27 protein-coding genes and 2 tRNA genes are annotated in these 26,708 nt (G+C 70.9%); 20 read left to right on the forward strand and 9 right to left on the reverse strand.

Annotation, left to right across the window (positions count from 1 at the left end; all coding sequences use genetic code 11):
- The first annotated feature begins 13 nt into the window (after positions 1-13).
- Positions 14-754, forward strand: coding sequence for a mechanosensitive ion channel family protein (locus AC5RV6_RS10515; RefSeq protein ID WP_494007245.1), 741 nt, complete (start codon positions 14-16; stop codon positions 752-754).
- A 50-nt stretch (positions 755-804) separates the two neighbouring features.
- Positions 805-1,212 (forward strand): globin, encoded by a 408-nt coding sequence (locus tag AC5RV6_RS10520; RefSeq protein WP_494007404.1) that lies wholly within the window; start codon positions 805-807, stop codon positions 1,210-1,212.
- Between the two features lie 7 nt (positions 1,213-1,219).
- Here AC5RV6_RS10520 and AC5RV6_RS10525 read toward each other — a convergent pair whose 3' ends face one another.
- Positions 1,220-1,891 carry a DUF8185 domain-containing protein gene (locus tag AC5RV6_RS10525; RefSeq protein WP_494007246.1) on the reverse strand — a complete coding sequence of 224 codons (672 nt, stop codon included), beginning with the start codon at positions 1,889-1,891 and terminating at the stop codon, positions 1,220-1,222.
- Positions 1,891-2,382, reverse strand: a complete 492-nt coding sequence (locus tag AC5RV6_RS10530; RefSeq protein WP_494007247.1) for an acyl-CoA thioesterase — start codon at positions 2,380-2,382, stop codon at positions 1,891-1,893. Before AC5RV6_RS10530 ends, AC5RV6_RS10525 begins: the two co-directional genes overlap by 1 nt.
- Positions 2,383-2,504: 122 nt before the next feature.
- Between AC5RV6_RS10530 and AC5RV6_RS10535 the strand changes: the two genes are divergently transcribed.
- Complete coding sequence (locus AC5RV6_RS10535; RefSeq protein WP_494007248.1) at positions 2,505-3,407, forward strand: acyl-CoA thioesterase; 903 nt, start codon at positions 2,505-2,507, stop codon at positions 3,405-3,407.
- Between the two features lie 100 nt (positions 3,408-3,507).
- Here the strand turns inward: AC5RV6_RS10535 and ettA are convergent, their stop codons facing one another.
- The 4 genes from ettA to AC5RV6_RS10555 all read right to left on the reverse strand — a co-directional run bounded on the left by ettA (position 3,508) and on the right by AC5RV6_RS10555 (position 7,192).
- Complete coding sequence (gene ettA, locus AC5RV6_RS10540) at positions 3,508-5,190, reverse strand: energy-dependent translational throttle protein EttA (RefSeq protein ID WP_494007249.1); 1,683 nt, start codon at positions 5,188-5,190, stop codon at positions 3,508-3,510.
- A gap of 37 nt (positions 5,191-5,227) precedes the next feature.
- A complete protein-coding gene (locus tag AC5RV6_RS10545; protein ID WP_494007250.1) occupies positions 5,228-5,725 on the reverse strand; it encodes a DUF6993 domain-containing protein in 498 nt (165 codons plus the stop codon).
- A gap of 58 nt (positions 5,726-5,783) precedes the next feature.
- Positions 5,784-6,455, reverse strand: coding sequence for a single-stranded DNA-binding protein (locus AC5RV6_RS10550; protein WP_494007251.1), 672 nt, complete (start codon positions 6,453-6,455; stop codon positions 5,784-5,786).
- A 191-nt stretch (positions 6,456-6,646) separates the two neighbouring features.
- Positions 6,647-7,192, reverse strand: coding sequence for a hypothetical protein (locus AC5RV6_RS10555; RefSeq protein ID WP_494007252.1), 546 nt, complete (start codon positions 7,190-7,192; stop codon positions 6,647-6,649).
- Positions 7,193-7,641: 449 nt separating this feature from the next.
- On the opposite strand from AC5RV6_RS10555, the gene kdpF reads away from it, so the two are divergent.
- Genes kdpF through AC5RV6_RS10585 form a run of 6 tightly spaced genes read left to right on the forward strand, consistent with a single transcriptional unit; the run spans position 7,642 to position 15,377 of the window.
- Positions 7,642-7,731, forward strand: a complete 90-nt coding sequence (gene kdpF, locus AC5RV6_RS10560; RefSeq protein WP_494007253.1) for a K(+)-transporting ATPase subunit F — start codon at positions 7,642-7,644, stop codon at positions 7,729-7,731.
- On the forward strand, positions 7,731-9,404 hold the full coding sequence (gene kdpA, locus AC5RV6_RS10565; RefSeq protein WP_494007254.1) for a potassium-transporting ATPase subunit KdpA: 1,674 nt from the start codon (positions 7,731-7,733) through the stop codon (positions 9,402-9,404). The genes kdpF and kdpA overlap by 1 nt, the downstream gene beginning before the upstream one ends.
- 2 nt (positions 9,405-9,406) lie before the next feature.
- Positions 9,407-11,566: a potassium-transporting ATPase subunit KdpB gene (kdpB, locus tag AC5RV6_RS10570; RefSeq protein WP_494007255.1), complete on the forward strand. Its 2,160-nt coding sequence runs from the start codon at positions 9,407-9,409 to the stop codon at positions 11,564-11,566.
- 26 nt (positions 11,567-11,592) lie between these two features.
- Entirely contained in the window at positions 11,593-12,201 is a 609-nt protein-coding gene (gene kdpC, locus AC5RV6_RS10575) for a potassium-transporting ATPase subunit KdpC (protein ID WP_494007256.1), read from the forward strand.
- Between the two features lie 3 nt (positions 12,202-12,204).
- Positions 12,205-14,688, forward strand: a complete 2,484-nt coding sequence (locus AC5RV6_RS10580) for a sensor histidine kinase (protein WP_494007257.1) — start codon at positions 12,205-12,207, stop codon at positions 14,686-14,688.
- Positions 14,685-15,377: a response regulator gene (locus AC5RV6_RS10585; RefSeq protein WP_494007258.1), complete on the forward strand. Its 693-nt coding sequence runs from the start codon at positions 14,685-14,687 to the stop codon at positions 15,375-15,377. Before AC5RV6_RS10580 ends, AC5RV6_RS10585 begins: the two co-directional genes overlap by 4 nt.
- Before the next feature lie 38 nt (positions 15,378-15,415).
- Here AC5RV6_RS10585 and AC5RV6_RS10590 read toward each other — a convergent pair.
- Positions 15,416-15,488 (reverse strand) — tRNA-Arg (locus tag AC5RV6_RS10590).
- A gap of 242 nt (positions 15,489-15,730) precedes the next feature.
- Here AC5RV6_RS10590 and AC5RV6_RS10595 point away from each other — a divergent pair.
- The 5 genes from AC5RV6_RS10595 to AC5RV6_RS10615 all read left to right on the forward strand — a co-directional run bounded on the left by AC5RV6_RS10595 (position 15,731) and on the right by AC5RV6_RS10615 (position 19,622).
- Positions 15,731-16,552 carry a DUF4397 domain-containing protein gene (locus tag AC5RV6_RS10595; RefSeq protein ID WP_494007259.1) on the forward strand — a complete coding sequence of 274 codons (822 nt, stop codon included), beginning with the start codon at positions 15,731-15,733 and terminating at the stop codon, positions 16,550-16,552.
- A 109-nt stretch (positions 16,553-16,661) separates the two neighbouring features.
- A complete protein-coding gene (locus AC5RV6_RS10600; RefSeq protein WP_494007260.1) occupies positions 16,662-17,339 on the forward strand; it encodes a class F sortase in 678 nt (225 codons plus the stop codon).
- A gap of 80 nt (positions 17,340-17,419) precedes the next feature.
- Positions 17,420-17,989, forward strand: a complete 570-nt coding sequence (locus AC5RV6_RS10605) for an RNA polymerase sigma factor (RefSeq protein ID WP_494007261.1) — start codon at positions 17,420-17,422, stop codon at positions 17,987-17,989.
- Positions 17,973-18,857 (forward strand): anti-sigma factor, encoded by an 885-nt coding sequence (locus AC5RV6_RS10610; protein WP_494007262.1) that lies wholly within the window; start codon positions 17,973-17,975, stop codon positions 18,855-18,857. The genes AC5RV6_RS10605 and AC5RV6_RS10610 overlap by 17 nt, the downstream gene beginning before the upstream one ends.
- 3 nt (positions 18,858-18,860) lie before the next feature.
- Positions 18,861-19,622: a M50 family metallopeptidase gene (locus tag AC5RV6_RS10615; protein ID WP_494007263.1), complete on the forward strand. Its 762-nt coding sequence runs from the start codon at positions 18,861-18,863 to the stop codon at positions 19,620-19,622.
- Positions 19,623-19,664: 42 nt separating this feature from the next.
- Here AC5RV6_RS10615 and AC5RV6_RS10620 read toward each other — a convergent pair whose 3' ends face one another.
- Positions 19,665-20,075 (reverse strand): DUF3224 domain-containing protein, encoded by a 411-nt coding sequence (locus AC5RV6_RS10620; protein WP_494007264.1) that lies wholly within the window; start codon positions 20,073-20,075, stop codon positions 19,665-19,667.
- Positions 20,076-20,196: 121 nt separating this feature from the next.
- Between AC5RV6_RS10620 and AC5RV6_RS10625 the strand changes: the two genes are divergently transcribed.
- The gene (locus AC5RV6_RS10625) at positions 20,197-21,450 is read left to right on the forward strand and encodes a glycosyltransferase 87 family protein (RefSeq protein WP_494007265.1); all 1,254 of its coding nucleotides are present in this window, start codon (positions 20,197-20,199) and stop codon (positions 21,448-21,450) included.
- Here the strand turns inward: AC5RV6_RS10625 and mptB are convergent.
- Complete coding sequence (gene mptB / locus AC5RV6_RS10630) at positions 21,413-22,945, reverse strand: polyprenol phosphomannose-dependent alpha 1,6 mannosyltransferase MptB (RefSeq protein ID WP_494007266.1); 1,533 nt, start codon at positions 22,943-22,945, stop codon at positions 21,413-21,415. The two genes, AC5RV6_RS10625 and mptB, sit on opposite strands and share 38 nt — an antisense overlap.
- A gap of 240 nt (positions 22,946-23,185) precedes the next feature.
- On the opposite strand from mptB, the gene AC5RV6_RS10635 reads away from it, so the two are divergent.
- The 5 genes from AC5RV6_RS10635 to AC5RV6_RS10655 all read left to right on the forward strand — a co-directional run bounded on the left by AC5RV6_RS10635 (position 23,186) and on the right by AC5RV6_RS10655 (position 26,644).
- Positions 23,186-23,929, forward strand: coding sequence for a hypothetical protein (locus AC5RV6_RS10635; protein ID WP_494007267.1), 744 nt, complete (start codon positions 23,186-23,188; stop codon positions 23,927-23,929).
- Positions 23,930-23,976: 47 nt separating this feature from the next.
- Positions 23,977-24,591, forward strand: coding sequence for an oligoribonuclease (gene orn / locus AC5RV6_RS10640; protein WP_494007268.1), 615 nt, complete (start codon positions 23,977-23,979; stop codon positions 24,589-24,591).
- Between the two features lie 107 nt (positions 24,592-24,698).
- A tRNA-His gene (locus AC5RV6_RS10645) sits at positions 24,699-24,774 on the forward strand.
- Between the two features lie 108 nt (positions 24,775-24,882).
- Positions 24,883-26,040, forward strand: coding sequence for an acyl-CoA dehydrogenase family protein (locus tag AC5RV6_RS10650; RefSeq protein ID WP_494007269.1), 1,158 nt, complete (start codon positions 24,883-24,885; stop codon positions 26,038-26,040).
- A 31-nt stretch (positions 26,041-26,071) separates the two neighbouring features.
- Positions 26,072-26,644, forward strand: coding sequence for a peptide deformylase (locus tag AC5RV6_RS10655; RefSeq protein WP_494007270.1), 573 nt, complete (start codon positions 26,072-26,074; stop codon positions 26,642-26,644).
- Positions 26,645-26,708 lie beyond the last annotated feature (64 nt).

Here is a 26,708-nt window from a genome sequence, read left to right on the forward strand (position 1 = left end):
GTAATCTGCTTAGGTGGCGGAACAACGGTTCCGCCGCCTGCAGAGGGAAGGAAGACAATACGTGCTGCACGCCGCGGAAGCCGATATGCCCAACATCGAGGTCCGGGACTTCGACGTCTCGGGACTGATCGAAGCCGGCATCATCATCGTCATCGGCCTGGCGGTGCTGGCCGTGGCACGGTTCCTCATCAACCGCCTCGTGGCCCGGGCGCAGAAGGGCTACACCTTCTTCGGCGGCCGGCAGCTGAAGTGGGCCCGCCCCGCCCGGGCGAAGGCCGAGAGCCAGCGGCGCACCCAGCGCGCGGACACCATCGGCGCGCTGCTGCGCAGCGCCGTCACCCTCTCCGTCGGCATCATCACCGGAATCATGGCGCTGGAGGCCATCGGCATCAACATCGCTCCCCTGCTGGCCAGCGTGGGCGTGCTTGGCCTGGCGCTGAGCTTCGGGGCGCGCGAAATGATCCAGGACGCCATCTCCGGCTTCTTCATCACCATCGAGGACCAGTACGGGATCGGTGACACCATTGAAGTGGGCGAGATCGTGGGCACCGTCCAGTCCGTGGGCATCCGCATCACCCGCCTCACCGATGAGCGCGGAGTCGTCTGGTATGTCCGCAACGGCGAGATCGCCAAGGTCGGCAACCGCTCGCAGGGCCGCTACGTGCAGCCTGCGGACCCCGAGCCGGTGCCCGTTGACGCGCCCGGAAGCACCGCCAGCGGTTCCCCTGCAGAAACCCGAAAGGACCAGCCGTGACAGAGGCACCCCAGCCGCTTCCGCGCCCGCAGCAGGGTGCGGCACTTCCCCTGGGCGCCGCCCCGGGAGGGCCCTTCACCCAGCCGGGCTACAACTTCTATGAGGCCGTGGGCGGCCACGCCACCTTTGTCCGCCTCGTGGACGAGTTCTACGACGGCGTCGCCACTGATCCGCTGATGCGGCCGATGTATCCCGAGGAGGACCTCGGGCCGGCCAAGGAGCGGCTGCTGCTCTTCCTCGAGCAGTACTGGGGCGGACCGCGGACGTACTCCGAACAGCGCGGGCACCCCCGGCTGCGCATGAGGCACATGCCCTACGCCGTCTCGCCCGCCGCCCGCGACGCCTGGCTGCTGCACATGCGGCGGGCCGTGGACAAGCTGGAGCTCTCTCCCCTGCACGAAGCGACCCTGTGGGATTACCTCGAACGCGCCGCGCACTCCATGGTCAACAGCGCCTGAGCTGACCTCAGAAGGCGAAGGCAGCGCCCTCGCGCACCAGCACATGTCCGTGCGGCAGGCTCAGCCGCAGCCAGCGCCCGTTGCGCAGGACGGGAGCGGGCTCAGCCTGCTCCGGACGGGGCAGGAAGCCGAGCGTCACGGCGGCAAAGGCCGCACCGGCCGGCAGCGGACCGGGCGAGTCCTCCAGCGGCCGGCCCCAGACCGCGTTACGGGCCGATTCCACGACGGCGGCGCCGGGATTCTGCGGCACCGCCTGGGCGACCAGCCGCATTCCCTCGGCCGCTGCGTCGGTCAGCGTCGCGGCGGACACGGTGCCTGCCGGCTCCCACCCCGAGCGGGGCGGGCTGATCCCGGCCCAGGTCTCGTGCACCTGGACCGGAGGCAGCGACAGGGCCGTGGCGCCGCCTGCCATCCGCGCCAGCCGGTCCGCCACCGCGGAGAGTTCGACGGTGCTGTCCACCTCGGCGGGCTCGGCAAGCGGCATCGTGCGCAGCCCGAGGACCGTCGGGCCGGCTTCGCCCAGCCCCCGGGGACGCAGTGCACACACCCAGGCCGCCAGCACCGTGCCGGAGGCCTGCAGGCGGATCGCGCCGTCGGCGGCGCCGCGGGCCCTGACCACGAAGGTCCGCAGGTCCGCCGTCACCTGGGCGTCTGCCAGGACCAGCTCCTCCCCCGCCATCAGCGCTCCCCCGCAGCCACCGGACGGCGCCGGAACGGCACCGGCCCGGCTTGCCAGGACGCCAGGACCCGCCGCTGGGCGTCGCTGAGCCGGCGCGGAGCACCGGACTCCGCGTCGACGAGGACCATCGTCGCCTCCGCCAGGGCATAGGTGGGCACGCCGTCGTCGTCGGTCAGCCGGAAGCCATAGCCGAAGCTCGAGGTCCCGATGGTCGTGGTCCAGGTCTCCACCAGCAAGGGTTCCGGCCGGTAGGTCAGCGGGGCGAGGTATTCGATCTCCTGCCGGGCCACGAAGGTCCGGCAGGCCGGTCCGACCAGCCGGCGGAACGTCACGGCAGCCTCTTCGCCCCCGGCCGCTTCGCCCGGGATCGGCAGCATTCCCAGGCGCACCCGGGCATCTTCGAGGAACTGCAGGTACCGGACGTTGTTGACATGGCCGTTGGCGTCTTCGTCGCCGAAGCGCAGCTGGATGGGAAACCGATGAACTGGCATGCCTTCCATCCTCTCAAACGCCGCCACCGCCGCCGAACCGGCACGTTTGGGGGTTCCCGGCGGGAGTGCATATTCTCGAAGGACGGCGCCGGCGGCGCGGCACTACCCATGGGAGAACACGCATGACGATCGATCCAACGTTCAATCCGACCCGGGCCCTGCTGGACCTGCTGGACCTCAGCAACGGCGGCGGCGCGCGGACGGACGAGGACGTCTTCGTGGGCACGTCCCTGCCGGAGCCGCGGCGCCGGGTGTTCGGCGGGCAGGTGCTGGCCCAGTCGCTGGTCGCGGCCGCCCGCACCGTGGAGCCGGGCCGGCTGATGCATTCCATGCACGGCTATTTCCTGCGCCCCGGCGACACGGAGCAGCCCATCACCTTTGGAGTGCAGCGGCTGCGCGACGGGCGTTCGTTCTCGGCCCGGCGGACGCACGCTTATCAGGACGGAGCGCCGATCCTGTCCCTGATTGCCTCCTTCCAGACCCCCGTCGATGGGCTTGACCATCAGGAACAGATGCCGGAGGGGGTCCCGGACCCGGAGTCCCTGCCCACCACCGCCGAACTGCTCGGCGGCTACGACCATCCGGTGGCGAAGGCCTGGGCGCACCGCCGCCCCATGGACATCCGCCATGTGACGTCCCCGCTCTACGTCGAAGCGGGGGCGGAACGCAGCGCCCGCAACGCCGTCTGGATGAAGACCTTTGACCCGATGCCGGACGACCAGAACCTGCACCGCGCCGCTCTGGCCTACGCCAGTGACTACACGCTGCTGGAGCCGGTGCTCCGGCGCCACGGCCTGGCCTGGACGGCTCCCGGCATGAGCGTGGCCAGCCTCGACCACGCCATGTGGTGGCACCGCCCGCTGCGTGTGGACGAGTGGCTGCTCTACGTGCAGGAATCCCCCAGCGCCTCCTCGGCGCGCGGCCTGAGCACCGGCCGGATCTTCAACCGGGAAGGCCGGCTGGTCGCCACCGTGGCCCAGGAGGGGATGGTCCGGGTGCCGGAGGAGTCCCGCCCCGCCGACTGACTGCGCGCCCTCCGCAGGCCTCCCGGGCAGGCGCTGCCCGGGACAGCGAAAGGGGCCGGAACCGCATCAGCGGTTCCGGCCCCTTTGCTTGTCCCGGGAATCAGTCGCGGGTGAGCTTGCGGTGGGTGACCCGGTGCGGCTTCGCCGCGTCGGGGCCCAGGCGCTCGACCTTGTTCTTCTCGTAGGACTCGAAGTTGCCCTCGAACCAGTACCAGTTCGCCGGGTTCTCCTCCGTGCCTTCGTAGGCCAGGATGTGGGTGGCCACCCGGTCCAGGAACCACCGGTCGTGGGAGACCACCACGGCACAGCCGGGGAAGTCCAGCAGGGCGTTTTCCAGGCTGGAGAGGGTCTCGACGTCGAGGTCGTTGGTGGGCTCATCGAGCAGCAGCAGGTTGCCGCCCTGCTTGAGGGTCATGGCCAGGTTCAGCCGGTTGCGCTCACCGCCGGAGAGCACGCCGGCCTTCTTCTGCTGGTCCGGCCCCTTGAAGCCAAACGCGGAGACGTAGGCACGGGAGGGCATCTCCACCTGGCCGACCTGGATGTGGTCCAGCCCGTCGGAAACCACTTCCCACAGCGTCTTGTTGGGGTCGATGCCGCCGCGGCTCTGGTCGACGTAGGAGATCTTGACGGAGTCGCCGATCTTCAGGTCGCCGCCGTCCAGCGGCTCGAGGCCGACGATGGTCTTGAACAGGGTGGTCTTGCCGACGCCGTTGGGGCCGATCACGCCCACGATGCCGTTGCGGGGCAGCGAGAAGGACAGGCCGTCGATCAGCTTGCGGTCGCCGAAGCCCTTCTGCAGGTTGCTGGCTTCGAGGACCAGGGAGCCCAGCCGCGGTCCCGGGGGAATCTGGATCTCCTCGAAGTCGAGCTTGCGGGTGCGCTCGGCTTCGGCCGCCATTTCCTCGTAACGGGCCAGTCGGGCCTTGGACTTGGTCTGGCGGCCCTTCGCGTTGGAGCGGACCCATTCCAGCTCGTCGGAGAGGCGCTTGGCCAGCTTCTGGTCCTTCTTGCCCTGCACTTCGAGGCGGGCCCGCTTCTTCTCCAGGTAGGTGGAGTAGTTGCCTTCGTACGGGTAGAGGTGGCCGCGGTCGACCTCGGCGATCCATTCGGCAACGTGGTCCAGGAAGTACCGGTCGTGGGTCACGGCCAGGACGGCGCCCGGGTAGCTGGAAAGGTGCTGCTCAAGCCAGAGCACGCTTTCGGCGTCGAGGTGGTTGGTGGGCTCATCGAGAAGCAGCAGGTCCGGCTTCTGCAGCAGCAGCTTGCAGAGGGCGACCCGGCGGCGCTCACCGCCCGAGAGCACGGTGACGTCGGCGTCCGGCGGCGGGCAGCGCAGGGCGTCCATGGCCTGCTCCAGCTGGGAGTCGATGTCCCAGGCGTCGGCGGCGTCGATCGCTTCCTGCAGCTTGCCCATCTCCTCGAGCAGGCTGTCATAGTCTGCGTCGGGGTCGGCCATCTCCTCGGAGATCTGGTTGAAGCGCTGGATCTTTTCGTAGATCTCGCCCACGCCTTCCTGGACGTTGCCCAGGACGGTCTTTTCCTCGTTCAGCGGCGGCTCCTGCAGCAGGATGCCGACGGTGTAGCCGGCGCTCAGGCGCGCCTCACCGTTGGACGGGGTGTCGAGCCCGGCCATGATCTTCAGGATGGTGGACTTACCTGCACCGTTGGGGCCCACCACGCCGATCTTGGCGCCGGGGAAGAAGGACATGCTTACGTCGTCAAGGATGACTTTGTCGCCAACGGCCTTGCGGGCCTTGGTCATCGTGTAGATAAATTCCGCCATGCCTTCAAGGCTAGTGGGTGCACAGGGCAAGTGCCATTCAGACCTCTCCCCCGATGAAGCAGCTGCCGTCGTCCAGTGCCGGCAGCACGGCCACGTTCACGGCTCCGTTCCGAACCTCGCCGAACACACAGCTGCCTTCAACGTTTCCCGCGGCCACGACCGAGTCGACCGCCAGGCCGGTGGGGGTGATGTCCTGGGAGACCCGGAGGGTTTCCGTGGGAAGCCCGGCTGCGGTCATCGCCGCGGCGACCTGTTCCCGGTCGGGCGTGCCGCCGTCGGCGGCGAGCGCCGACAGCTCGGTGCGGACCCGTTCGGCAACCTGCTCTGCGACCGTCGGCGGGGAGTCGGAGGGCGCCGCGGCCGCGTCACCGGTGCCGGGCGCCGATGCGGGAGCCGTCAGCCGGGGAGCGGCGCTGCTCTGAAAGTCGCCGCCCGAAAGGACCAGCGCGGCCGCCCCCGCCGCACCGAGCAGCAGGACGGCCAGGACGGTGATCAGCAGCCAGGGTCGTCGACGGGAGGCGGAGCGGTGGGCCATGCGCATCATTCTGCCACGCGCCCCCGGGCCGGTTCCTTTCCCGGGCGGCCGGGGAATCTCAGTAGGGAGCCGCCTGGGCGTCGGCCCGCTCCGGATCGGCAGGCATGTCCTCCGCCGATCCGCCGTCCTCCCCGGGCTCGTCCTCCAGGGATGACACACTCCAGCCGGTGCCGGGAAGACCGGGCGTGTCCCCGTCGTCGGCAGGGCCGGCGGCGTCGGTGAACGTCCCGAACCCGCCGGCGGCGTCCGCCGCTTCGCCACCGGTCGCCGCCCCGCCGTTCACTGCGCCGCCGGTCATCCCGCCGCCGCCCAGGCCCGCTCCGCCCGACAGGCCGCCCGCCACCGACCCCACGTCCTCCGCGGACCGGCCGGCCGGGTTGCGGCGATACCGTGCCGTCCCCCACTGCAGGTCGTGCCCCACCGACTCCGCGTCGACCTCGACCGCGGTTCCGCTTCGGCCGTCATCTCGTGTCCAGGGCCGGACCTTCAGCCGGCCGGTCACCAGGACCCGGTCGCCCTTCTGCACGCTCACGCCGACATTGACCGCCAGCTGGCGAAACAGGTTCACGGTGTACCAGTTGGTCTGCCCGTCGCGCCACGTGCCCAGCATCCTGTCGAAGCGCCGTTCAGTGGTGCAGATCCGGAAACCGGCCACCGGGAGGCCGCTTTCGGTCGTCGTGCTGCGCACCTCGGTGGCCACATAGCCGCGAATGGTGATGGTGTCGTTCATCGTTGCCCCTGCCCTGTCGTCCCTCCGGGCTGCCGCCCGGGCAGCCGCCCCGTGGCGGCGTCCGGCACCAGCATCTCCGGAGGCCACCGGCGTGCGGACCGGCCGCCGCATCCTTGGGGAGGGATCACTGTTCTCCCGCGCCGGCCGGCGCCTGTGGAGGACCGGGCCAGGCCGTGCCGGCAGCCGGGACGCTACCTGCGGCAGGCAGGCGCCGGGGGAAGTTCCCCGCCGTCCTCCTCTCGCGCCCCCGGGAAGCGAAGCCGCACCTGCGCCAGGGACACCGCGCCCTGGCAGGGAATCGCCAGCAGGTCCCCGACCGCGATGTCCGCCGGCAGGAGCACGGGGCCGCCGGTCAGCTCCGAGGCCTCGGAGAGCAGGCGCACGCTGCGGCGCCGCGTCCGGGCCCGCCGCCCCACAAGCCGGGCCGCGGCAAGTACGGCACGGCACCGCCCCAGGTCGGCATCGACCCACACTTCGGAGCGGCCGTGCCTGCCGGGCTCGAAGACCGCGGTGACCCGGGTCAGGAGCACGGTGCTGAACCGCTCCCTGCGCCCGTCCGGCCCCGAACCGACGCCGGCGAGACCGATCCGTACGGAGGGCGTGGCCTCCCGGCGGCCGGCCCGGGCCAGCGACGATCCGTTGACGATCACGTCCGCGCGGGTCAGGACGGTGCCGTCCGGCCAGCACTGCTGTGCTGAGACAAGGGCCATCCGCCGGGCGGCCAGGATGCTGTTCATATCTGTTTCCCTTCGTTCCCGCCGCCGGCTCCCGTAGCCGGGCGCTCCTCGTGGCGGCTGTGCTGCTGTCAATGCCCAGTCCTACCTCTGCCGAAGCGCCCGGAGGCCGGGCCACACGGAATCCAAACAGCCGCAGCCTCCGGCCGCCGCAGCAGCGCCGACGAAGGTGCGCCGCGCCCGTCGGGCCCCGGGGAAGGTGTTTTCGGCGCCGGCGTTTGGGCGGCGTTAGGTTTCCGCCGTGCCCCGTTTGGATTCCGTTAGGACGTGCCCGGGACCCCACCGGGCGGCGGTTGAATCGGTGTCCGGGCCGCGGACAGCGGCCCCCGTGCACCCGACCGGGCGCACCGATTCATTCCTCAAGGAGCCACTGTGCTTGACATCGTTTACCTGCTCGGCGCGCTTGCCGTGTTCGGGCTGGTCAGCCTCACCGCGAGGGGGGTGCGGAAGCTGTGACCGCTTTCTCCCTCGCCGCCGCCGTCCTGGCCGTCGCCGCCGTCGTGTACCTCGTGTACGCACTCGTGAAACCGGAGCGGTTCTGATGGGCGTCCTGTTCGCGGTGCTCCAGGCAGCCACCCTCGCCCTGATCCTGGCTGTCCTCTACCGTCCGCTGGGCGATTACATGGCACGCATCTACACCTCCGGGCGGCATCTGCGGGCCGAGCGCGGCTTCTACCGGCTGGTGGGCGTGGCCCCGGACGCGGAACAGAGCTGGCAGGCGTACCTGCGGGCGGTGCTGGCGTTCTCACTCGTCGGGTTCGTGCTTCTGTACCTGCTCCAGCGCGGGCAGGCCCTGCTGCCCTACTCGCTCGGGCTGCCGCCCGTGCCTGAGGGTTTGGCCTTCAACACCGCCGCATCCTTCGTGGCCAACACCAACTGGCAGTCCTACTCTCCTGAACTGACCATGGGCTACAGCGTGCAGCTGGCCGGCCTGGCGGTGCAGAACTTCGTGTCAGCAGCCGTCGGCATCGCCGTCGCGGTCGCCCTCGTCCGTGGCTTCGCCCGCGTCCGGACCGGCACGCTCGGCAACTTCTGGGTGGACCTCACCCGCGGCGTGGTACGCCTGCTCCTGCCGATCTCGCTTCTCGGCGCCGTCGCCCTGATCGCCGGCGGAGTGATCCAGAACTTCAACGGCTTCACCGAAGTCACCACGCTCAGCGGCGGCACCCAGACCCTGCCGGGCGGGCCGGTGGCCTCCCAGGAAGTGATCAAGAACCTGGGCACCAACGGGGGCGGGTTCTTCAACGCCAACGCCGCGCACCCCTTCGAAAACCCGGCGGCATGGACCAGCCTGGCGCAGAACGTGCTGATGCTGATGATTCCGTTCAGCCTGCCCCGCACCTTCGGCCGGATGATCGGGGACAACCGCCAGGGTTACGCGATCCTCGCGGCCATGGCCACCCTGTACCTGGCCTCCCTGACCCTTCTGACCGCGCTGGAGAGCTCAGGCTCAGGCACCGCCCCGGAACTGGCCGGCGGCGCCCTGGAAGGCAAGGAACAGCGGTTCGGCATCTTCGCCTCGACGCTCTTCGGGTCCACCAGCACGCTGACCTCCACCGGTGCCGTCAACTCGATGCACGACTCGTACACCGCACTCGGCGGGATGATGCCCATGCTGAACATGATGCTCGGCGAGGTGGCCCCCGGCGGCGTCGGCTCCGGCCTGTACGGCATGCTGATGCTGGCCGTCATCACGGTCTTCATCGGCGGCCTGCTGGTCGGGCGCACCCCCGAATACCTGGGCAAGAAAATCGGCCCCCGGGAAATCAAGCTGGCCAGCCTCTACATCCTCGTCACCCCCACCCTGGTCCTGGCCGGAACCGCCCTGAGCTTCGCGGTTCCGGGCATCCGGGCCGACGTCGAGGCGGTCTCCATCTGGAACCCCGGGCACCACGGGCTCTCCGAGGTCCTCTACGCCTTCACCTCGGCCGCCAACAACAACGGCTCGGCCTTCGCCGGGCTCACGGCCAACACGCCCTGGCTCAACACGGCGCTGGGGGCCGCAATGCTTCTTGGCCGCTTCCTGCCCATCGCCCTTGTCCTGGCGCTGGCGGGCTCCCTGGCGGCGCAGGACCGCGTGCCGGCCACCGCCGGAACCCTGCCCACCCACCGGCCGCTGCTCATCGGCCTCCTCACCGGCGTGACCGTGCTGATCACCGCACTCACGTTCTTCCCGGTCCTCACCCTCGGTCCCATCGCAGAAGGGCTGCTCTGACCATGTCCACCACCATTGAGACTCCTCCCGCCGTCCGCGGCGGTTCCGGCCCCGACCCGCTGCCGGCACGTCGGGCCGTGACCGCGGGCACCATCGCCGCGGCGCTGCCCGGAGCGTTCCGCAAACTGGATCCCCGGGTGATGTGGCGGAACCCCGTCATGTTCATTGTTGAGATCGGAGCGGTGCTGACCACCGTCCTGGCCGTGGCCGAGCCGTTCCTGGGCGGCCCGGGCAGCTCCGGCGGAAGCCCGGTCCCCGCAGCGTTCACCGCAGCCATCGCCGCCTGGCTGTGGGCGACCGTGCTGTTTGCGAACCTCGCCGAGTCCCTCGCGGAAGGCCGGGGCAAGGCCCAGGCCGAAAGCCTGCGCCGCACCCGCACGGGCACCACGGCCCGCCGGGTGGCGGCGTACGACGGCGCCCGCGATCCCGGCGCCGGGAAGGCCCGGCTGGAGGAGGTTTCCTCCGCCGACCTGAACCGCGGCGACGTCGTCGTCATTGAAGCCGGCGGCACCATTCCCGGCGACGGCGACATCGTGCACGGCATCGCGTCCATCGACGAGTCGGCGATCACCGGCGAATCCGCCCCGGTGGTCCGCGAATCGGGCGGCGACCGCAGCGCCGTCACGGGCGGCACGCGGGTCCTCTCGGACCGGATCGTCGTCCGCATCACCTCCAAGCCGGGTGAGACGTTCGTGGACCGGATGATCGCCCTGGTCGAAGGAGCCGCACGTCAGAAGACGCCCAACGAGGTGGCCCTGAACGTGCTGCTGGCGAGCCTGTCGATTGTCTTCCTCATGGTCACGCTCACCCTGAACCCGATCGCGTCCGCCGTAGGCGTCGGCGTCACCCTGCCGGTACTCATCGCCCTGCTGGTGTGCCTGATTCCGACCACCATCGGTGCGCTCCTGTCCGCGATCGGCATTGCCGGCATGGACCGCCTGGTGCAGCGCAACGTGCTGGCCATGTCCGGGCGCGCCGTCGAGGCCGCCGGCGACGTCACCACCCTGCTGCTCGACAAGACCGGCACCATCACCTACGGCAACCGCCGCGCCGCCGGCTTCCTGCCGATCAACGGCGCGCCCGCAGCGGAGCTGATCACGGCCGCCGCGCTGTCCTCCGTCGAGGATCCCACCCCCGAGGGCCGCTCCATCATGGACCTGGCCGCCGCGAACGGACACACCCCCGAGCTGCCGTCGGGAGCACTCGGCGTGCCGTTCACCGCGCAGACCCGCATGAGCGGGATGGACCTGCCCGACGGGACCTGCATCCGCAAGGGCGCCGCATCAGCGGTGCTGGACTGGGTTTCCGTCTCGGGCGGCATCGCCATCGACGTCCGCCGGGCCGTCGAGGACACCGTCCAGGGCATCTCCGCCGACGGCGGCACCCCGCTGCTGGTGGCCGTCCGCACCCCCGACGGCGAGATGCGGGTCCTCGGCGTCGTGCACCTCAAGGACGTGGTCAAGGACGGACTGAAGGAACGCTTCGTGCAGCTGCGCGCCATGGGCATCCGCACCGTCATGGTCACCGGCGACAACCCGCTGACCGCCAAGGCCATCGCCGCCGAGGCCGGGGTGGATGATTTCCTGGCCGAGGCCACGCCCGAGGACAAGATCGCCCTGATCCGCCGCGAACAGGCCGGCGGGAACCTGGTGGCCATGACCGGTGACGGCACCAACGACGCCCCCGCCCTGGCCCAGGCCGACGTCGGGGTGGCGATGAACACCGGCACCTCCGCCGCGAAGGAAGCCGGAAACATGGTCGACCTCGACTCCGATCCGACCAAGCTCATCGACATCGTGGCGATCGGCAAGCAGCTGCTGATCACCCGCGGAGCGCTCACCACCTTCTCGATCGCGAACGACCTGGCCAAGTACTTCGCCATCATTCCGGCGATGTTCGTCGGCGCGTTCCCCGGGCTGGCGGCGCTGAACATCATGGCACTGAGCTCCCCGGCCTCGGCGGTGCTCTCCGCGATCATCTTCAACGCCCTGATCATCGTGGTCCTGATTCCGCTCGCCCTCAGGGGCGTGGCCTACCGGCCGCTGAGCGCCTCGAAGGTGCTGGGCCGGAACCTGCTGCTCTACGGCGTCGGCGGCGTCGTCGCCCCGTTCCTCGGCATCAAGCTCATCGACATGGCCATCAGCCTCCTTCCCGGCTTCTAGCCCTCCCAGAGAAAGCACCCCCTCCCATGAATCTCTCCCGTTCAGGCCTGCGCCCGGTGTGGACCGCCCTGCGCGCCATGGCCGTCCTCACCCTGGCCCTGGGCCTTGCCTATCCGCTGGCCGTCACCGGCGTCGGCCAGCTGGCGTTCGCGGCCCGTGCCAACGGTTCCGTCGCCGAGGTCCAGGGCGTCCCGGTCGGGTCGACCCTGATCGGCCAGCCCTTCACCGACGACGCCGGCGAGCCGCTGCCCGAATGGTTCCAGCCCCGGCCGAGCGCCGCAGGCGACGGGTACGACGCCGGCGCGTCCGGCGGCAGCAACCTCGGCCCGGAGAACCCGGAGCTGGCGGCGGCGATCGCCGAACGCCGCACCCGGGTTGCGCAGTTCAACGGCGTCGATCCCGATCAGGTCCCGGTGGATGCCCTCACCGCCTCCGCCTCCGGGCTGGATCCGCATATCAGCCCCGAATACGCTCTGCTCCAGGCGGCGCGGGTGGCCTCGGCGCGCGGACTGGACGAGGCGCGGGTCCGCGGCCTGGTCGAGGAGCACTCCAAAGCCCGGGACCTGGGCTACCTTGGGGAACCGACCGTGAACGTGCTGGAACTGAACATCGCCCTCGACGGGCTGGAGGACTAAGGAATGAAACGAGGGCGGCTGCGGGTGCTCCTCGGCGCCGCCCCCGGCGTCGGCAAGACCTACACCATGCTCGAGGAGGGCAGGCGGCTGGCCGACGAGGGAACCGACGTGGTGGTCGCGGTCGTGGAGACCCACGGCCGCGCCGCCACGGCCGCCATGGCGCAGGGCCAGGAGGTGATCCCCCGCCGGACCGCGGTGCACCGCGGCGTCGAGCTGGCGGACCTGGACCTCGACGCCGTCCTGGCCCGCCGCCCGCAGCTCGCCCTGGTCGATGAGCTGGCGCACACCAACGCGCCCGGCGGCCGCCATGCCAAGCGCTGGCAGGACGTGCTGGAGCTGCTGGAGGCGGGGATCGACGTGATCTCGACGGTCAACATCCAGCACATCGAGTCCCTTAACGACGTCGTGGAGGAAATCACCGGCATTCCCCAGCGGGAGACCGTTCCCGACCAGGTGCTGCGCGGGGCGGACCAGATCGAGGTGGTGGACCTGGCGCCGCAGGCGCTGCGTGACCGGCTGGCCGCCGGGCGGATCTATCCGGCGGAGCGGATCGACGCGGCCCTGTCCAACTACTTCCGGCTGGGCAACCTCACCGCCCTGCGCGAGCTGGCGCTGCTCTGGCTGGCCGACGAAGTGGACAGCGCGCTGCAGCACTACCGGGACGAACACGGCATCCGCGGCCGGTGGGAGACCCGCGAGCGCGTGGTGGTCGCCCTGACCGGCGGCCCCGAAGGCGAGACGCTCATCCGCCGCGGGGCCCGGATCGCCGCCCGGACGGCCGGCGGGGAGCTCCTCGCCGTCCATGTCAGCGGGCAGGACGGCCTGCGGGACGCCCACCCCGATGCCCTGGCCCGCCAGCGGGCGCTGGTGGAGAAACTCGGCGGCACCTACCACCAGGTGGTGGGGGCCGATGTGCCGCACGCCCTCGTCGAGTTCGCCTCCGGCGCCAACGCCACCCAGCTGGTGATCGGGGTCAGCCGCCGCGGGAGGCTGTCCGCAGCACTCAGCGGGCCCGGCATCGGGGCCACCGTCATCCGGGAGTCCGGGGACATCGACGTCCATATCGTCAATCACTCCGCTGCGGGCGGCGGCATCTGGCTGCCCCGGCTCGGCGGCGCGCTCACCGTTCGCCGGCGGCTGCTCGGCTTCGCGCTGGCCCTGGCGGCCGGGCCGCTGCTGTCCTGGCTGCTGGTCTCGTTCCGCAGCGCGGAGTCCATCACGAGCGATGTCCTCGCCTACCAGCTGCTGGTTGTCGTCGTCGCCCTGGTCGGCGGCATCTTTCCGGCGCTTTTCGCCGCCCTGCTTTCCGGCATCACCCTGGATTTCCTGTTCGTCGAACCACTGCACACGATCACGGTCGATGAACCCATCCACATGCTGGCGCTGGGCCTGTACGTGCTCAACGCCGTGCTGGTCAGCTATGTCGTGGACCAAGCCGCGCGGCGCACCCGCACCGCGCGCCGCGCGGCGGCCGAGTCGGCGCTGCTCGCCACGATCGCGGGGAACGTCCTGCGCGGGCAGGAGGCACTGCCCGCGCTGCTCAGCCGCACCCGGGAGGCGTTCGGCTTCACCGGCGCCCGGGTGCTCGTCGACGGGCGCGTGGTGGCCGGTGACGGGGAGCCGGGCCCGCACGACGCCGCCACGGTGATTCCGGCGGGCCCGCACGCCGTCCTGGAACTGCATGGCGGCGAACCCGAGGCTTCGGAGCGCCGGCTGCTCGGCGTCATCGCCGCGCAGGTGGACGCCGCCCTGGAACACGCCGACCTTGAGGCCGCTGCCCGCGGCATCGGCCCGCTGGCCGAGGCTGACCGGGTGCGCAGCGCGCTGCTCTCCGCGGTCAGCCATGACCTGCGCCGGCCCCTGGCCTCCGCGGCCGCGGCGGTCGGCGCCCTGCGCTCCCCCGACGTGTCCTACTCCGCCGCGGACCGTGACGAACTGCTGACGACCGCGGAGGAGAGCCTGACGGCGCTGGCCGACCTGGTGACCAACCTGCTGGACGTCACCCGGGTGCAGGCCGGCGTCCTCGGCGTCGCCCTGGCACCGGTGGAGGCCGACGACGTCATCCTGCCGGCGCTGGACGAACTGCAGCTGGGCCCGGACACGGTCGAACTCGACCTGGCCCAGGAGCTGGCGCCGCTGCTGGCCGACCGGGTCCTGCTGCAGCGGGTGGTCGTGAACCTGCTCGCCAACGCCGTCCGCTTCGCCCCCGAGGGCACGAAGGTCCGCATCAACACCAGCGCCTTCGGCGGCACCGCTGAGATCCGGATCATCGACCACGGCCCCGGGATTGAGCCGGAACGGCGGCAGGACATCTTCGTGCCGTTCCAGCGCCTGGGCGACACGGACAACCTGACCGGTCTCGGCCTCGGGCTTGCCCTGTCCAAGGGCTTTACCGAAGGCATGGGCGGCAAGCTCGACGCCGAAGACACCCCGGGCGGCGGCCTTACCATGGTCATCTCCCTCCCTACCTGCCAGGACGGCGAATGAAGATCCTGATTGCCGACGACGACCCGCAGATCCTGCGGGCGCTGCGGATCACCCTCACGGCCCGCGGCTATGCCGTCGTCACCGCCGTCGACGGCGCCGGGGCGGTCAACGCCGCCGTCGAGCAGCACCCCGACCTGTTCATGATCGATCTGGGGCTGCCCGGGCTGGACGGCCTGGACGTCATCCACGCGCTGCGGGGCTGGAGCCGGGCGCCCATCCTGGTCGTCTCGGGACGGGCCGGGGCGGCGGACAAGGTCGACGCACTTGATGCGGGCGCGGACGACTACGTCACCAAGCCGTTTTCCGTCGACGAGCTGCTGGCCCGGATCCGGGCGCTCAGCCGCAGGGTGCCGCAGGCGGACCCGGCCCCGGTGGTGCGGGTGGCGGACCTGACGATCGACCTGGCGGCGCGGAGCATCACACGGCAGCACGACGGCGCAACGGACTACATCCGGCTCACGCCCACCGAGTGGGAGGTGCTGGCCATGCTGGTGCACAACGCCGGCCGGCTGGTGACCCGCCAGGACCTCCTGCGCCGGATCTGGGGATCGGAACACATTACGGACACCGGCTACCTGCGCCTGTATATTGCCCAGCTGCGGAAGAAGCTCGAACCCGATCCGCAGCGTCCGCGCTACCTGCTGACCGAGGCGGGGATGGGCTACCGGTTCCAGCCAGCCCCGGCCTGATCGTGCGCGGTCGACAACGCGCCGCGAAGAGGAATGGGTGCCCCCGGCAGGATTCGAACCTGCGACCAGCTGATTAGAAGGCAGCTGCTCTATCCCCTGAGCTACGGAGGCGACTCGTCGATGATACTACGGGCACGTTCGGCTGCCGCAGCCGGCCGTACCGGCCACGGGAACGGTCCGGGACAGGCGGAGCGCGGCCGGGACGGGTCCTGAAAACCCGGCGGGGCCCGGCCGTAAAAACTTTCCTGGAAAAAATCCATGCATCTGCATCCGTTTCCGCTGTGGCGCCGGTAACAGGGGTGTCAGCAAAAACAGAAACCGCTCCCAGGGGCGGTCCGCCAAAGGAGACCCCGATGCGCAAGTCCATCTCGTTCCTCGCCGCCGCCGGCACCGTCGCTGCCGTTGGATTCATGACCCCTGCCTCCGCCGCGGAGGGCGACGCCCAGCTGTCCGTGCTCCACGGGGTGCCGGACACGGTCGTCGACGTCTATGTCAACGGTGCCCTCACCCTGGACGACTTTGCCCCCGGCACGCTGGCCGGCCCCCTGCCCCTGCCTGCCGGCACCTATGAACTGGCCATCACCGCCCCCGACGCCGCTGATGCCTCCGCTCCGATCATCGGGCCGGTCTCCGTTGACCTCGCCGCCGGGATGAACTACACCGCGACGGCCAACCTGGACGCCTCCGGCCAGCCCACAGCGAACGTGTTCACCAATGACACCTCGATGATCGAGGCCGGCAAGTCCAGGCTGACGGTGCGCCACGTCGCAGCCGCCCCGGCCGTCGACGTCCTCGCCAACGGCAGCCCCGTGATCAGCGGGCTGGAGAACCCGATGGAAGAGGTCCTGACCGTTGATCCCGGCACCATTTCCGCTTCGGTGGCGGCAGCCGGCACCACCGAGCCCGTGATCGGCCCGGCCGACCTGAACCTGCCCGAAGGCACCAACACCATCGTGTACGCCTGGGGCTCCCTCGAGGACGGCAACCTGGCCCTGGCCACCCAGTCCGTGACCGGAATGCACTCCTCGCCGAGCGCCGTTCCGGGTGCCCTGGAAGCCGGGGACAACGACGCCGGCACCGCCGTCGCCGCCACCGCCGCGGCCGGCCTGCTCGCCGTCGGCGGCGCCCTGGCGCTGTTCCGCCGCAGCCGCGCCGCCGGGACCGCCGGCCGCTAGGACCCTGCCGGCATCGGGCCGGCGTCCCGCCTGCTTCCGGCAGGCCGGACGCCGGCCCGGCACCTCATCCCGCCCACGGGCCCGACCACCGACGCAGGAGCAGCGCCCCATGAACTCTCCCCGGCCCCGGCTTTCCCCAGCAGCCGGCCTCCTCCTGGCCTCGGCCGCCGTCGCCCTGGGCGCTGTCTCCTGCTCGGCGTCCACCCAGGACCCGGCCGCTCCGGCCCAGGCCACCGGCCCGACGCCGTCCTCCGTCACCGCGGGACCGGCGGCGCCGGAACCGGCGCAGGCACCGGGCAATGTTCCGGTCCGCGACGCGGCTCCGACGCCGGAGATCTCCCGCCCCGAACCGGTCCGGGTACAGATCGAGGACATCGGACTGGACCTGGAAGTGGTGCCCACCGGGGTCCGCGGTGACGGCGAGATGGTCCTGCCCGACAACCACCGCCAGGCCGGCTGGTACCGGTACGGACCGCCTCCGGGTTCCCCCGCCGGTTCCTCCGTGCTGGCGGCACACCTGGACACCGGCACCGAAGCCCTGCCCATCGCCCGGCTCGACGAGGTGCGGCCCGGCACCGTCGTGACCGTGACGCGGTCGGACGGAAGCACGGTCCGGTACGCGGCAGGATCCGTGGAGCAGATCGCCAAGCGGGAGCTGAACTCCGGGGAGCTCTTCGACCGAAGCGGAGAACCGCTGCTGAAACTGGTGACATGCGGCGGCGAGTATGTGGAGGCGGCCGACGATTATGCGGATAACATTGTCCTCACGGCGGCGCCGCTCCCCTGAGGAGGGGGTGCACCGTGACAATGAGTGACACCGCTGCACAGCTGCCGCCGGTGCCCTTCCACCGCAGGAGAACGCGACCCATGGCCCTCGGCCCCTCCGTGACGGACGATGCGCTGGGCAGCGCCTTCCGTGACGGCGACGAGGCGGCCCTGGCCGAAGCGTACCGGCGTCATGCGCCCCTTATCCGGGCTCTCGCCGTCCGGCGGCTGGGCGACGTCGGGGCCGCGGCGGACGACGCCGTGCAGGAGGTCTTCATCCGCGCCTGGCGCTACCGCGGCGGCTACCGCCCTGACGCGGCGCCGCTGGCGGGCTGGCTCGTGGGCATCACCCGCAACGTCGCCGCCGACCTGTCGACGGCACGGATGAAAGAGGCGGACGTCCTGGACACGGTGGCCGGCGAACCGCCGCGTGCGGCCGACGCGGAGTCGGATCCGGACCGGGTGGCGGACCGCCTGGTGCTCGAGGCCGAGCTGCACCGGCTGGGCGATCCCCAGGCGGCCATCCTGCGGCTGGCCTTCCACGAGGACCTGACGCACCAGCAGATTGCCCACCGGCTCCGGCTGCCCCTTGGCACCGTGAAGAGCCACATCCGACGAGGACTGATTCAGCTGAGGCAGCGATTGGAGGCCAGCGATGCGGCACCTGCATGAGGAAACGCTGTCCCTCCTGGCCCTGGGCGAACCGGCCTCCGCCGAGGAACAGGCCCATCTCGACTCCTGCCCGCAATGCGCCGGTGAGCTGGCCGCCTTCGGCCGCGTCGTCGCCGTCGGCCGGAGCACCGCCCCCGGCGGCAGCGGGCTGACCGCCGATGAATACCCGCCTTCCTCCGTCTGGGAGGGGATCCACCGGACCCTGAACCTGTCCGACGCCGTCAGGGAGGACCCGGCGCACCGCGGCGGACCCGCCGGCATTGCCGGCGACGGCGCCGAAGACAATGGTGCCGTCAGCAGTGCCGACGACAGTGCTGACGACAACGACGGGGCCGACGTCATCGACCTCCAGGGCCGCCGGCGTGGGGCGGCACCGGGCCGGGCGGGCGGCCCTGAACCCGCCGGGGCATCGACCCGGCGAGGCGCCGGACGTCCGGCGCGGAGCGCACGCCGCTGGCTGCCGGCCGCCGCCGCTGCCGCCGCCGTCGTGGCCGGCGCAGCTGTCTGGGGCACGGTCCAGGTCCTGAACAGGGAACCGGAAACGCTCGCCGCAGCCAATCTGCAGCCACTGCCGGCTTATCAGGAGACCGGCCGCGCCGAAGTGGACCGGCTGCCTGACGGGCGCCGGGAGCTGGTGGTCCGGGCCAGCGGAACCGACGCTGCCGGATACCGCGAGGTGTGGCTCCTGGCTCCGGACGCGCAGTCCATGGTCAGCCTCGGCACCATGGAAGGCACCGAGGCGCGCTTCCCGCTGCCGGAGGACCTCGACCTGGACAGCTACCCGGTCGTCGACATCTCCGATGAGCCCTTCGACGGCAACCCCGCCCATTCGGGCGACTCGATCCTGCGCGGCGAGCTGGAGCTCTAGCCCGTGCACGTCGCGGCCGTCCGGGAACGGGCGGCGGAGCTGCTGCCGGCCTGGTGGGACCGCCTGGCCGCGGGATTCGCCCGCGTCGAACCGCCGGAGGTTCCCCTGTGGCTGCCGGCGGCGGTTGTGGCCGCCGCCGTCCTGCTGTCCGTGCCGCGCGTCAGCTGGCGGTGGTTCGGCCTGCTGGTGACGTTCGTCCACGAACTCGGCCATGCCTTTGCCGCGCTCAGCACGGGCCAGCGGCTGCGCGGGATCGAACTGCGCTTCGACCACTCCGGGCAGGTCCGCAGCCTGGGCCGCGGCCGGGCATCGGCGGCCTGGACCGGCTTCTGGGGCTATCCCGCCCCTGCCGTGGCGGGCGCGGCCTTCACCGCGGCTGCCCTGACCGGCTGGGCGCCGGCGGCGCTGTCCGCCTCCGCGCTGATACTCCTGGCGGCCCTGCTGTTCATCCGCAATGTACAGGGGGCAGTGATCGCGGTGGGCTGCGCTGCCTCCGCCGTGCTGCTGGTGTGGTTCAGCACGCCCCCGGCCACCGCCCTCGTGTGCCTCGTCGTGGGCCTGGCCCTGCTGGTGGGCGCGGTGCGGGACTGGTTCAAGGTGCTGCGGCTCCATCTGCGCCCGGGGACGCCGAACGCCTCGGACGCCTGGATCCTGGCCCGGCGCACGCGGTTCCCGGCCTTTGGCTGGCTGACCCTCTTCGCGGCGGTGATCGCTGCGGGATGGGCTGCAGCGGTGCTGGCCTACCTGGGCAGCGGCCGGGCGTAGCCGCCGTTCCCGCCGGCGTTCGCCCCGGGTCCGGCCCGGGCCTCAGGCCGGGAAGCTCACCCTGAGTTCAAGCCGGTGCTGGCCGTCGGGCAGCTGCGAAAACACGGCCTGCCCGGCCATACCCGCGAGCTGACCGGTGCCGGACCCGGGAATGATGTGCCCGGAGCTGGCGGTCGCCTCCCCTTCGGCGAGGCCCCAGTGCTGGATCACCACCGTGCCCTCGCGGCCGGCGATCCGCCCGGCGAAGACCTCCGACGCCACGTAACCCGCGCCGACGGCGTTGCCGGCCATGATCATGTCCGCGACCGAGGTTCCCACCACTTCACCCTCGAAGATCTTCCGGGCACGGACGGTGGACAGCTCGCTGTTGGTTCCCTCCACCTGGTAGGCGGTCGGTTCCCACTCCGAGACTTCAAAATCGGCGACAATCTGCACTTCAGTTCCCTCGGTCATCCCTCCAGTATTCCGTGTCCCGCCCGTGATTGCATTCCGCGCGCCGCCCGCCGGTAGCCTTGACGCTGTACCTGCAGCCGAATCTGCAGGTATTTCCGCGTCTAAGGAGAGCCGTCCCCGCATGTCCGCTGAACCGACTCCGGTTTCCTTCCTTCGCCGCCGATCCGTGCTGTGGCCGGCATTTCTCCTGGTGCACGGCGGCATCCTGGCGGTGCTTGCGCCGATGATGCTCTCCGGGGACGTGCTCAGCGATGTGCGCTTCTACCGTGAATGGGCCTTCGACGCGCTGCAGGGCGAACCCCGGGGCATAGTCTCCGACTGGGTCTACCCGATCGGGGCCCTCGTACCCATGCTGCTGGCCGCGCTGGGCGGCTGGGGCGGGTACATGTTTGCCTGGTTCCTGCTCTTCGCCGGTCTGAACGCCGCGGCGTTCGCGCTGCTGACATCCCGCCCCACGCCGCGCAGGACGGCGGCGGCATACTGGTGGCTGGCGGCGACGGCGCTGCTCGGCCCGGTGGCCGTGGGCCGCATCGACGGACTGACGGTTCCACTGGTGATCACCGCCCTGCTGCTGCTGGAGCGGCGGCCGGTCGCGGCGTCGGCGCTGCTGGCGGCGGCGACATGGATCAAGGTCTGGCCGGCCGCCGTCATCCTGGCCCTGCTGGTGGCCTGGCGCCGGCGGCTGACCCTGCTGGCCACCGGCGCCGCAGTCTCCGCCCTCATCGCCGTGGCCGTCACCGCGGCAGGCGGCCTGCGCCACCTGCTGAGCTTCATCGGCGCGCAGGGGGACCGCGGAATGCAGCTGGAAGCCCCCTTCACCACGCCCGGCCTGTGGCAGGCCATCCTGGGACGCTCCGACGCGCACATCTTCGAGGACGTGGTGATCAATACCCGGGAAGTCCGCGGCGCGCTGGGCGAACCGGTCGCGGCGCTGATGACGCCGCTGCTCGCCGCCGCCGCCGTCGCCGTCGCCCTGCTGCTCATCTGGGCGCTGCGGCGCGGCGTACCGGAACGGGAACTGATCGCAGCCGGGGCCCTGGCCCTGGTCAGCGCCTTCATTGTCTTCAACAAGGTCGGCTCGCCGCAGTTCATGCTCTGGCTGGTGGCCGTCACCGCGGTCGGGCTGGCCTGGGAGGGCCGCGCCTGGCGGTTCCCCGCCTGGCTGATGCTCGGCGTCGCCGCCCTCACCACCCTGGTCTACCCGCTCTTCTACCAGGCCCTGTACGAGGACCTGAACACCGCCGTCGCCGCCCTGCTGACGGTGCGCAACGGCGCCCTGCTGGTGCTCTTCGGCTGGGCGCTGGCCCGGATCGTCTCCCTGGCCCGGGCGGCGCGGGTCAGCGGACCCGCAGCTCTCCCGGCGCAGGATCGGTGAGCTTCTTCCGGAACAGTGTCTTGGTCTTCGGATCCAGGAAGATCAGGTAGAGGGCGAAGGCAAGGGCCGTCACCACCGCGATCTGCCGGGCGGCGGAAAGGCTGAACTCGAAGTAGGGCCAGATGTCCAGCTGGTCGCTGATCGCGTAGACCATAAAGAAGGACACGATCAGGTAGAGCGTCTTGGCCTGCCAGTCGCTGCGGATGCCGGTGACGGCGAACAGCGGGATCAGCCACACCACGTACCAGGACTGGATCATGGGTGCCAGGAACACGATGGCCGCGAAGCCGAGCGTGAGCCGGCGCACCAGCCGGCCGTGGTCGCCCACGAACATCAGCCAGACCACGATCGCCACGGAGGCGATCCGCCCGACGGTGTGCACGACGTCGGCCATCCCCCAGCCCGGCAGGCCCACCGAGTTGCCCAGGGTGGCCACCACCAGTCCGAGGAAACCGACCGGCGCGTACCAGATCCAGACGCTGCCGGGGGTGCTCAGGGCTCCGACCCAGCCGAAGCCGAAGCCGTTGATCAGTCCCATCACGGCCAGGATGGCCAGCGACAGTCCGGCGGTCAGGAACCAGTAGCCGAAACGCCGCTTCCAGCTGGCTCCCTTGCCCGCCCACAGCAGGCCGATGAAGGGCAGGAACACCAGGGTGATCGGCTTGATCCCCACGGACAGCGTCACCAGCAGCACGCCCAGCAGGCCGCGGCGGGTCGCCGCGAAGTACAGGCCCACGAGCGCCAGGCCGATCATCAGCGCGTCGTTGTGGATCGCGGCGATGAAGTTGGCCAGGAACAGCGGGTTCGCGGCGGTCAGCCACAGCGCCCGGTTGGGATTGATTCCGTGCAGTTCAGCCAGCCGCGGCACCACCCAGATGCACATGCCCACGCCGATGAGCGCGATCAGGCGGAAGAGCAGGATGGAGAACTCGGTCTGGCCGCCGGTGATCATCACCACGAGCTGCTCCAGCCAGAGGAACACGGGGCCGTAGGGGGTGGGGCTCAGCGCCCACAGGTCGTCGGCGCCGATCTGCAGGTAGTTGTTGATCTGCGCGTACCCGTCCTTGTACGGGTTCAGGCCGCTGACCATGACCAGGCCCTGGGCGATGTAGGCAAACACATCCCGGCTGAACAGCGGCAGGCAGAGGCACATCGGCGCACCCCAGGCGACGACGGCGCGGAGCACGACGGGCCGGGACCCGGGGCCCCAGGATCCCATCCGCTGCCCCAGCCGAAGCCAGGACCGGACCAGCAGCATGCCGCCCACGGCGAGCATGACGACGGAGAACACGGCCCCGGCCGGTTCGAACCGCATCCAGATGATCAGCGGCATCCGCCGCAGCTCGGTGGAGGCCAGCGACAGCCAGCCGACGCCGAGGGACCCGACAAGCATCATCATCGAGCCCACGAACCCCTGGAGGATGGCCACATTGGGTCGGTCGGGGGCATCCTTGGCCGGAATCGACGGTTCAATCGCCGGCACAGGGGCGGTCATCTGCATGGTTCCAATCGTCGGCTGGCTGGTCTTCCGAACGGCTCACCGGCATCACAGCCGAAGCCGGCGCACTGGTAAGGCAGGTCGGGCCAGGCACGATGAGCACCGTCCTAGCCAAGATACCAGTCTGTTCCCGGCAACGATCCCCGGCGGGCCGGGCGCGGCGGGACCTGAGTGCCGGGGGCCGCCTTATAGACTGGGCTCGGTTTTGGACCGACAAGTGCAAGGGCGGTAATGGCTGTGGGGCGCCATCGTGCAGAGGCCGGGCAGGCAAGGAACGAGGACCGGCAAAACGCCGCGGGACGCAGCGGTCCCCGGCGGCGGTCCACCAAGCCGGCGCCGCCGGCGGCCGCCGGGACGCGGCGGGCAGCGGCCCGCGCCGCACAGCGGCCGCAGCGACCCCGACGGGACCCTGATCTGGCGCTCTGGGGCATCTTCCTCGGCGTCGTGACCTATGCGGCCTCCACCCGCACCGAAATCGACCCCGCGGCCGGAGCAGGCACCGCATTCCTGGTGACCGCGGTCTTCGCCGCCATCTGGTGGTTCGGCGGCCGGGACCGGCCGGCGGATTCCGAATCACCGGCGGCGGCCGCCTCCCGGGAGGACTCCTCCCCCGCCGGGGCCGACGGCGCGGTCGCGGCAGCTGCCGAGCCGGCTGCCGCCCCCGCCGCAGGCGCCGGAACCGCTCCCGGCCCGCGGCGACGGGACACCGCCGTCGCCCCTCCGCCCGTCCCGCAGCACCAGGGCGCGCCGGTCGAACCGCTGCCGTGGGACGCCGCCGCGGGCCGTCGCGGCCGGCGCCGCGCCGACGCGGGGCACCAGGCCGCCGCGGGTGACGGCCCCAGCCGCTGGACCCGGGCCTTCGGGCCGCCCGAGACCGGATCGCTTCCGCTCCAGCAGTACGTGCCCACCGGGCCGCTGCCGATCATCGTCGCCGACCCCGAGGCCCTCGACGGGCGCCAGCGCAGCCACTCCAGCAGCTGACCGGGCCCCGCAGCGGGTGCGTCGGGCCGAGGCGGTACATTGGTGGGGTGCCGATTTCAAGTGAACGCATTGTCTGGATCGATTGCGAAATGACGGGGCTCGACATCACCCGTGACGCCCTGATCGAGGTGGCCGTCCTCGTGACGGACGCCGAGCTCAACGTGCTGGGTACGGGAGTGGATGTCGTGATCCGGCCCGACGACGAGGCCCTCGCCGGCATGGGCGACTTCGTCCGCGAGATGCACACGACCTCCGGGCTGCTCAAGGAGCTGCCGGGCGGGATGAGCATGGCCGAGGCCGAGGCCGAGGTCATCGAGTACATCACGACCTGGGTTCCGGAGCCGAAGAAGGCCCAGCTCGCCGGCAACTCGGTGGGCACCGACCGACAGTTCCTCGCCCGGGACATGCCCGAGGTGATCAACCACCTGCACTACCGGGTCATCGACGTCTCCACCATCAAAGAGCTGGCACGCCGCTGGTACCCGCGGGCCTATTTCCAGGCCCCGGCCAAGCACGGCGGGCACCGGGCGCTGGGCGACATCCGCGATTCCATCAATGAGCTTCGCTACTACCGGGAGGCGGTCTTCGTGCCCGCGCCCGGGCCGGATTCAGCGACGGCGAAGAAGATTGCGGCTGGGCTGGGCGCCGACCCGCAGGGTTAGCTCCGTCACATTTGCCGCGCCCGGGCACCGGATGCGCAGAAGCGGTCAAAAAACCGTGTAAGCTGGATTGCGCTGCTCCAGTGAGGGAAACCGATGCGGAGCACATGGTGGGTATAGCTCAGTTGGCAGAGCGCCTGGTTGTGGTCCAGGAGGTCGCGGGTTCAAACCCCGTTACTCACCCCAGAATGGGACGCCGGTACACCGGCCCCTCAGGCCGCCTCGGAGATCTCCGGGGCGGCCTTTTCCATGTGGTTCACTGGAAACTGCTGATCAAAGAGGAGGCACGGGCACGTGTTACGCAGTCTGTTCGATGAGGACCATGAACTGTTCCGCGAGCTGGCGCGGGAATTCAACGACCGCGAGGTCACCCCCCACTACGCCGACTGGGACCGCGAGCACATGATGCCGCGCCGGCTCTGGAAGGCGGCCGGCGAGCAGGGCCTGCTCGGCCTGGCGGTGCCCGAGGAATACGGCGGCGCCGGCATGCCCGACTACCGGTACCGGGTTGTCCTGGACGAGGAGTTCGCCCGTGCCGGGCACCTCGCCGTCGGCCTCGCCTTCCACCTCCACGACGACCTCGTCCTGCCGCACCTGCTGGCCTACGGCTCCGAGGACCTCAAGCAGCGCTGGCTCCCGGGCATGGTGTCCGGGGACATCGTCACCTCCGTCGCCTGGACCGAGCCCGGAGCCGGCAGCGACCTGCGCGGGATCCGCACCCGCGCCGTCCGCACCGAGGACGGGGACTGGCTGCTCAGCGGGCAGAAGACCTTCATCGGCAACGGCATCAGCGGCGACGCCGCGCTGGTCCTGGCCCGCACCGACGGCGGCAGCGGGCGCGGCGGAAGCAATTCCTTCAGCATGTTCATGGTGGGCAAGACCGAGGGCTACTCCACCGGCCGGCAGCTGGACAAGATGGGCCTGAAGGCCTCCGACACCGCGGAGCTGTTCTTCGACAACGTCCGCGTGCCGGCCGGAGACCTGGTGGGCGAGGAAGGCCGCGGACTGGAGTACGCCGCCGGCCAGCTCCCCCAGGGCAGGCTGGCCATCGCCGTGGCGGCTTCGGCCGTGTCCCGCGCCGTCTACGACGCCACCGTGCGCTACACGGGTGAACGCACCGCGTTCGATGCCCGGATCATGGACTTCCAGGCCTCACGGTTCACGCTGGCCGAGATCCTCACCGAGGTGGAGGTCACCGAGACGTACGTCGACGCGGCCGTCCGCGCATTCAACGACGGCGCGCTCGATCCCGTCTCCGCCGCCAAGACCAAGCTCTGGGCAGCCGAGCGGGCCAAGACGATCACCGACCGGTGCCTGCAGCTGCACGGCGGGTACGGGTACATCATGGAATATCCCGTGGCCCAGGCCTTCCTGGCCGCCCGGCTGCTGACCATCTTCGGCGGCACCAGCGAAATCATGAAGGAGGTCATCGGGCGCGACATCGCCCGCTGACCCCGCCTCACTGCACAAAGGACTCCCCCACATGGCCATCCGCCCCATCGTGATCCACGGCGAGCCGGTCCTGCACCGCCGCGCCGTCGAGGTCGCCGCCTTTGACGAGGACCTGCGCTCCCTCGTCGCCGATATGTACGAGACGATGGACGCCGCCCACGGCGTCGGGCTCGCCGCGCCGCAGATCGGCGTCGGCCTGCGGATCTTCACCTTTGACTACCCCAACGACGACGACGCGCCGGACCGCGGCGTGCTCGTCAACCCGGTGCTGGTGACCTCCAAGGTCCCCGGTTCCGCCCCGGACCCCGACGAGCACACGGAAGGGTGCCTCTCGGTTCCCGGCGAGGCCTTCCCCCTGCAGCGCGCCGCCTGGGCCCGCGTGAGAGGTTTCGACGACACCGGCCGCCCGGTCGACTTCGAGGCGACGGGCTGGTTCGCCCGGGTGATGCAGCACGAATCCGACCACCTGGACGGCAAGGTGTACGTGGACCGGCTGACCGACCGCTGGGCACGCGCGGCGAAGAAGGCCGTCCGCAGCAACGGCTGGAACGTTCCGGGCCTGACCTGGATGCCGGGCGTGGACCCGGACCCCTTCGGCCACTGACGCCCGGCCCGGGCAGTACACGAAAAGCCCCGCTCCCTTCCGGGAGCGGGGCTTTTCCGCAATC

It is taken from the genome of Arthrobacter saudimassiliensis, assembly GCF_059090665.1.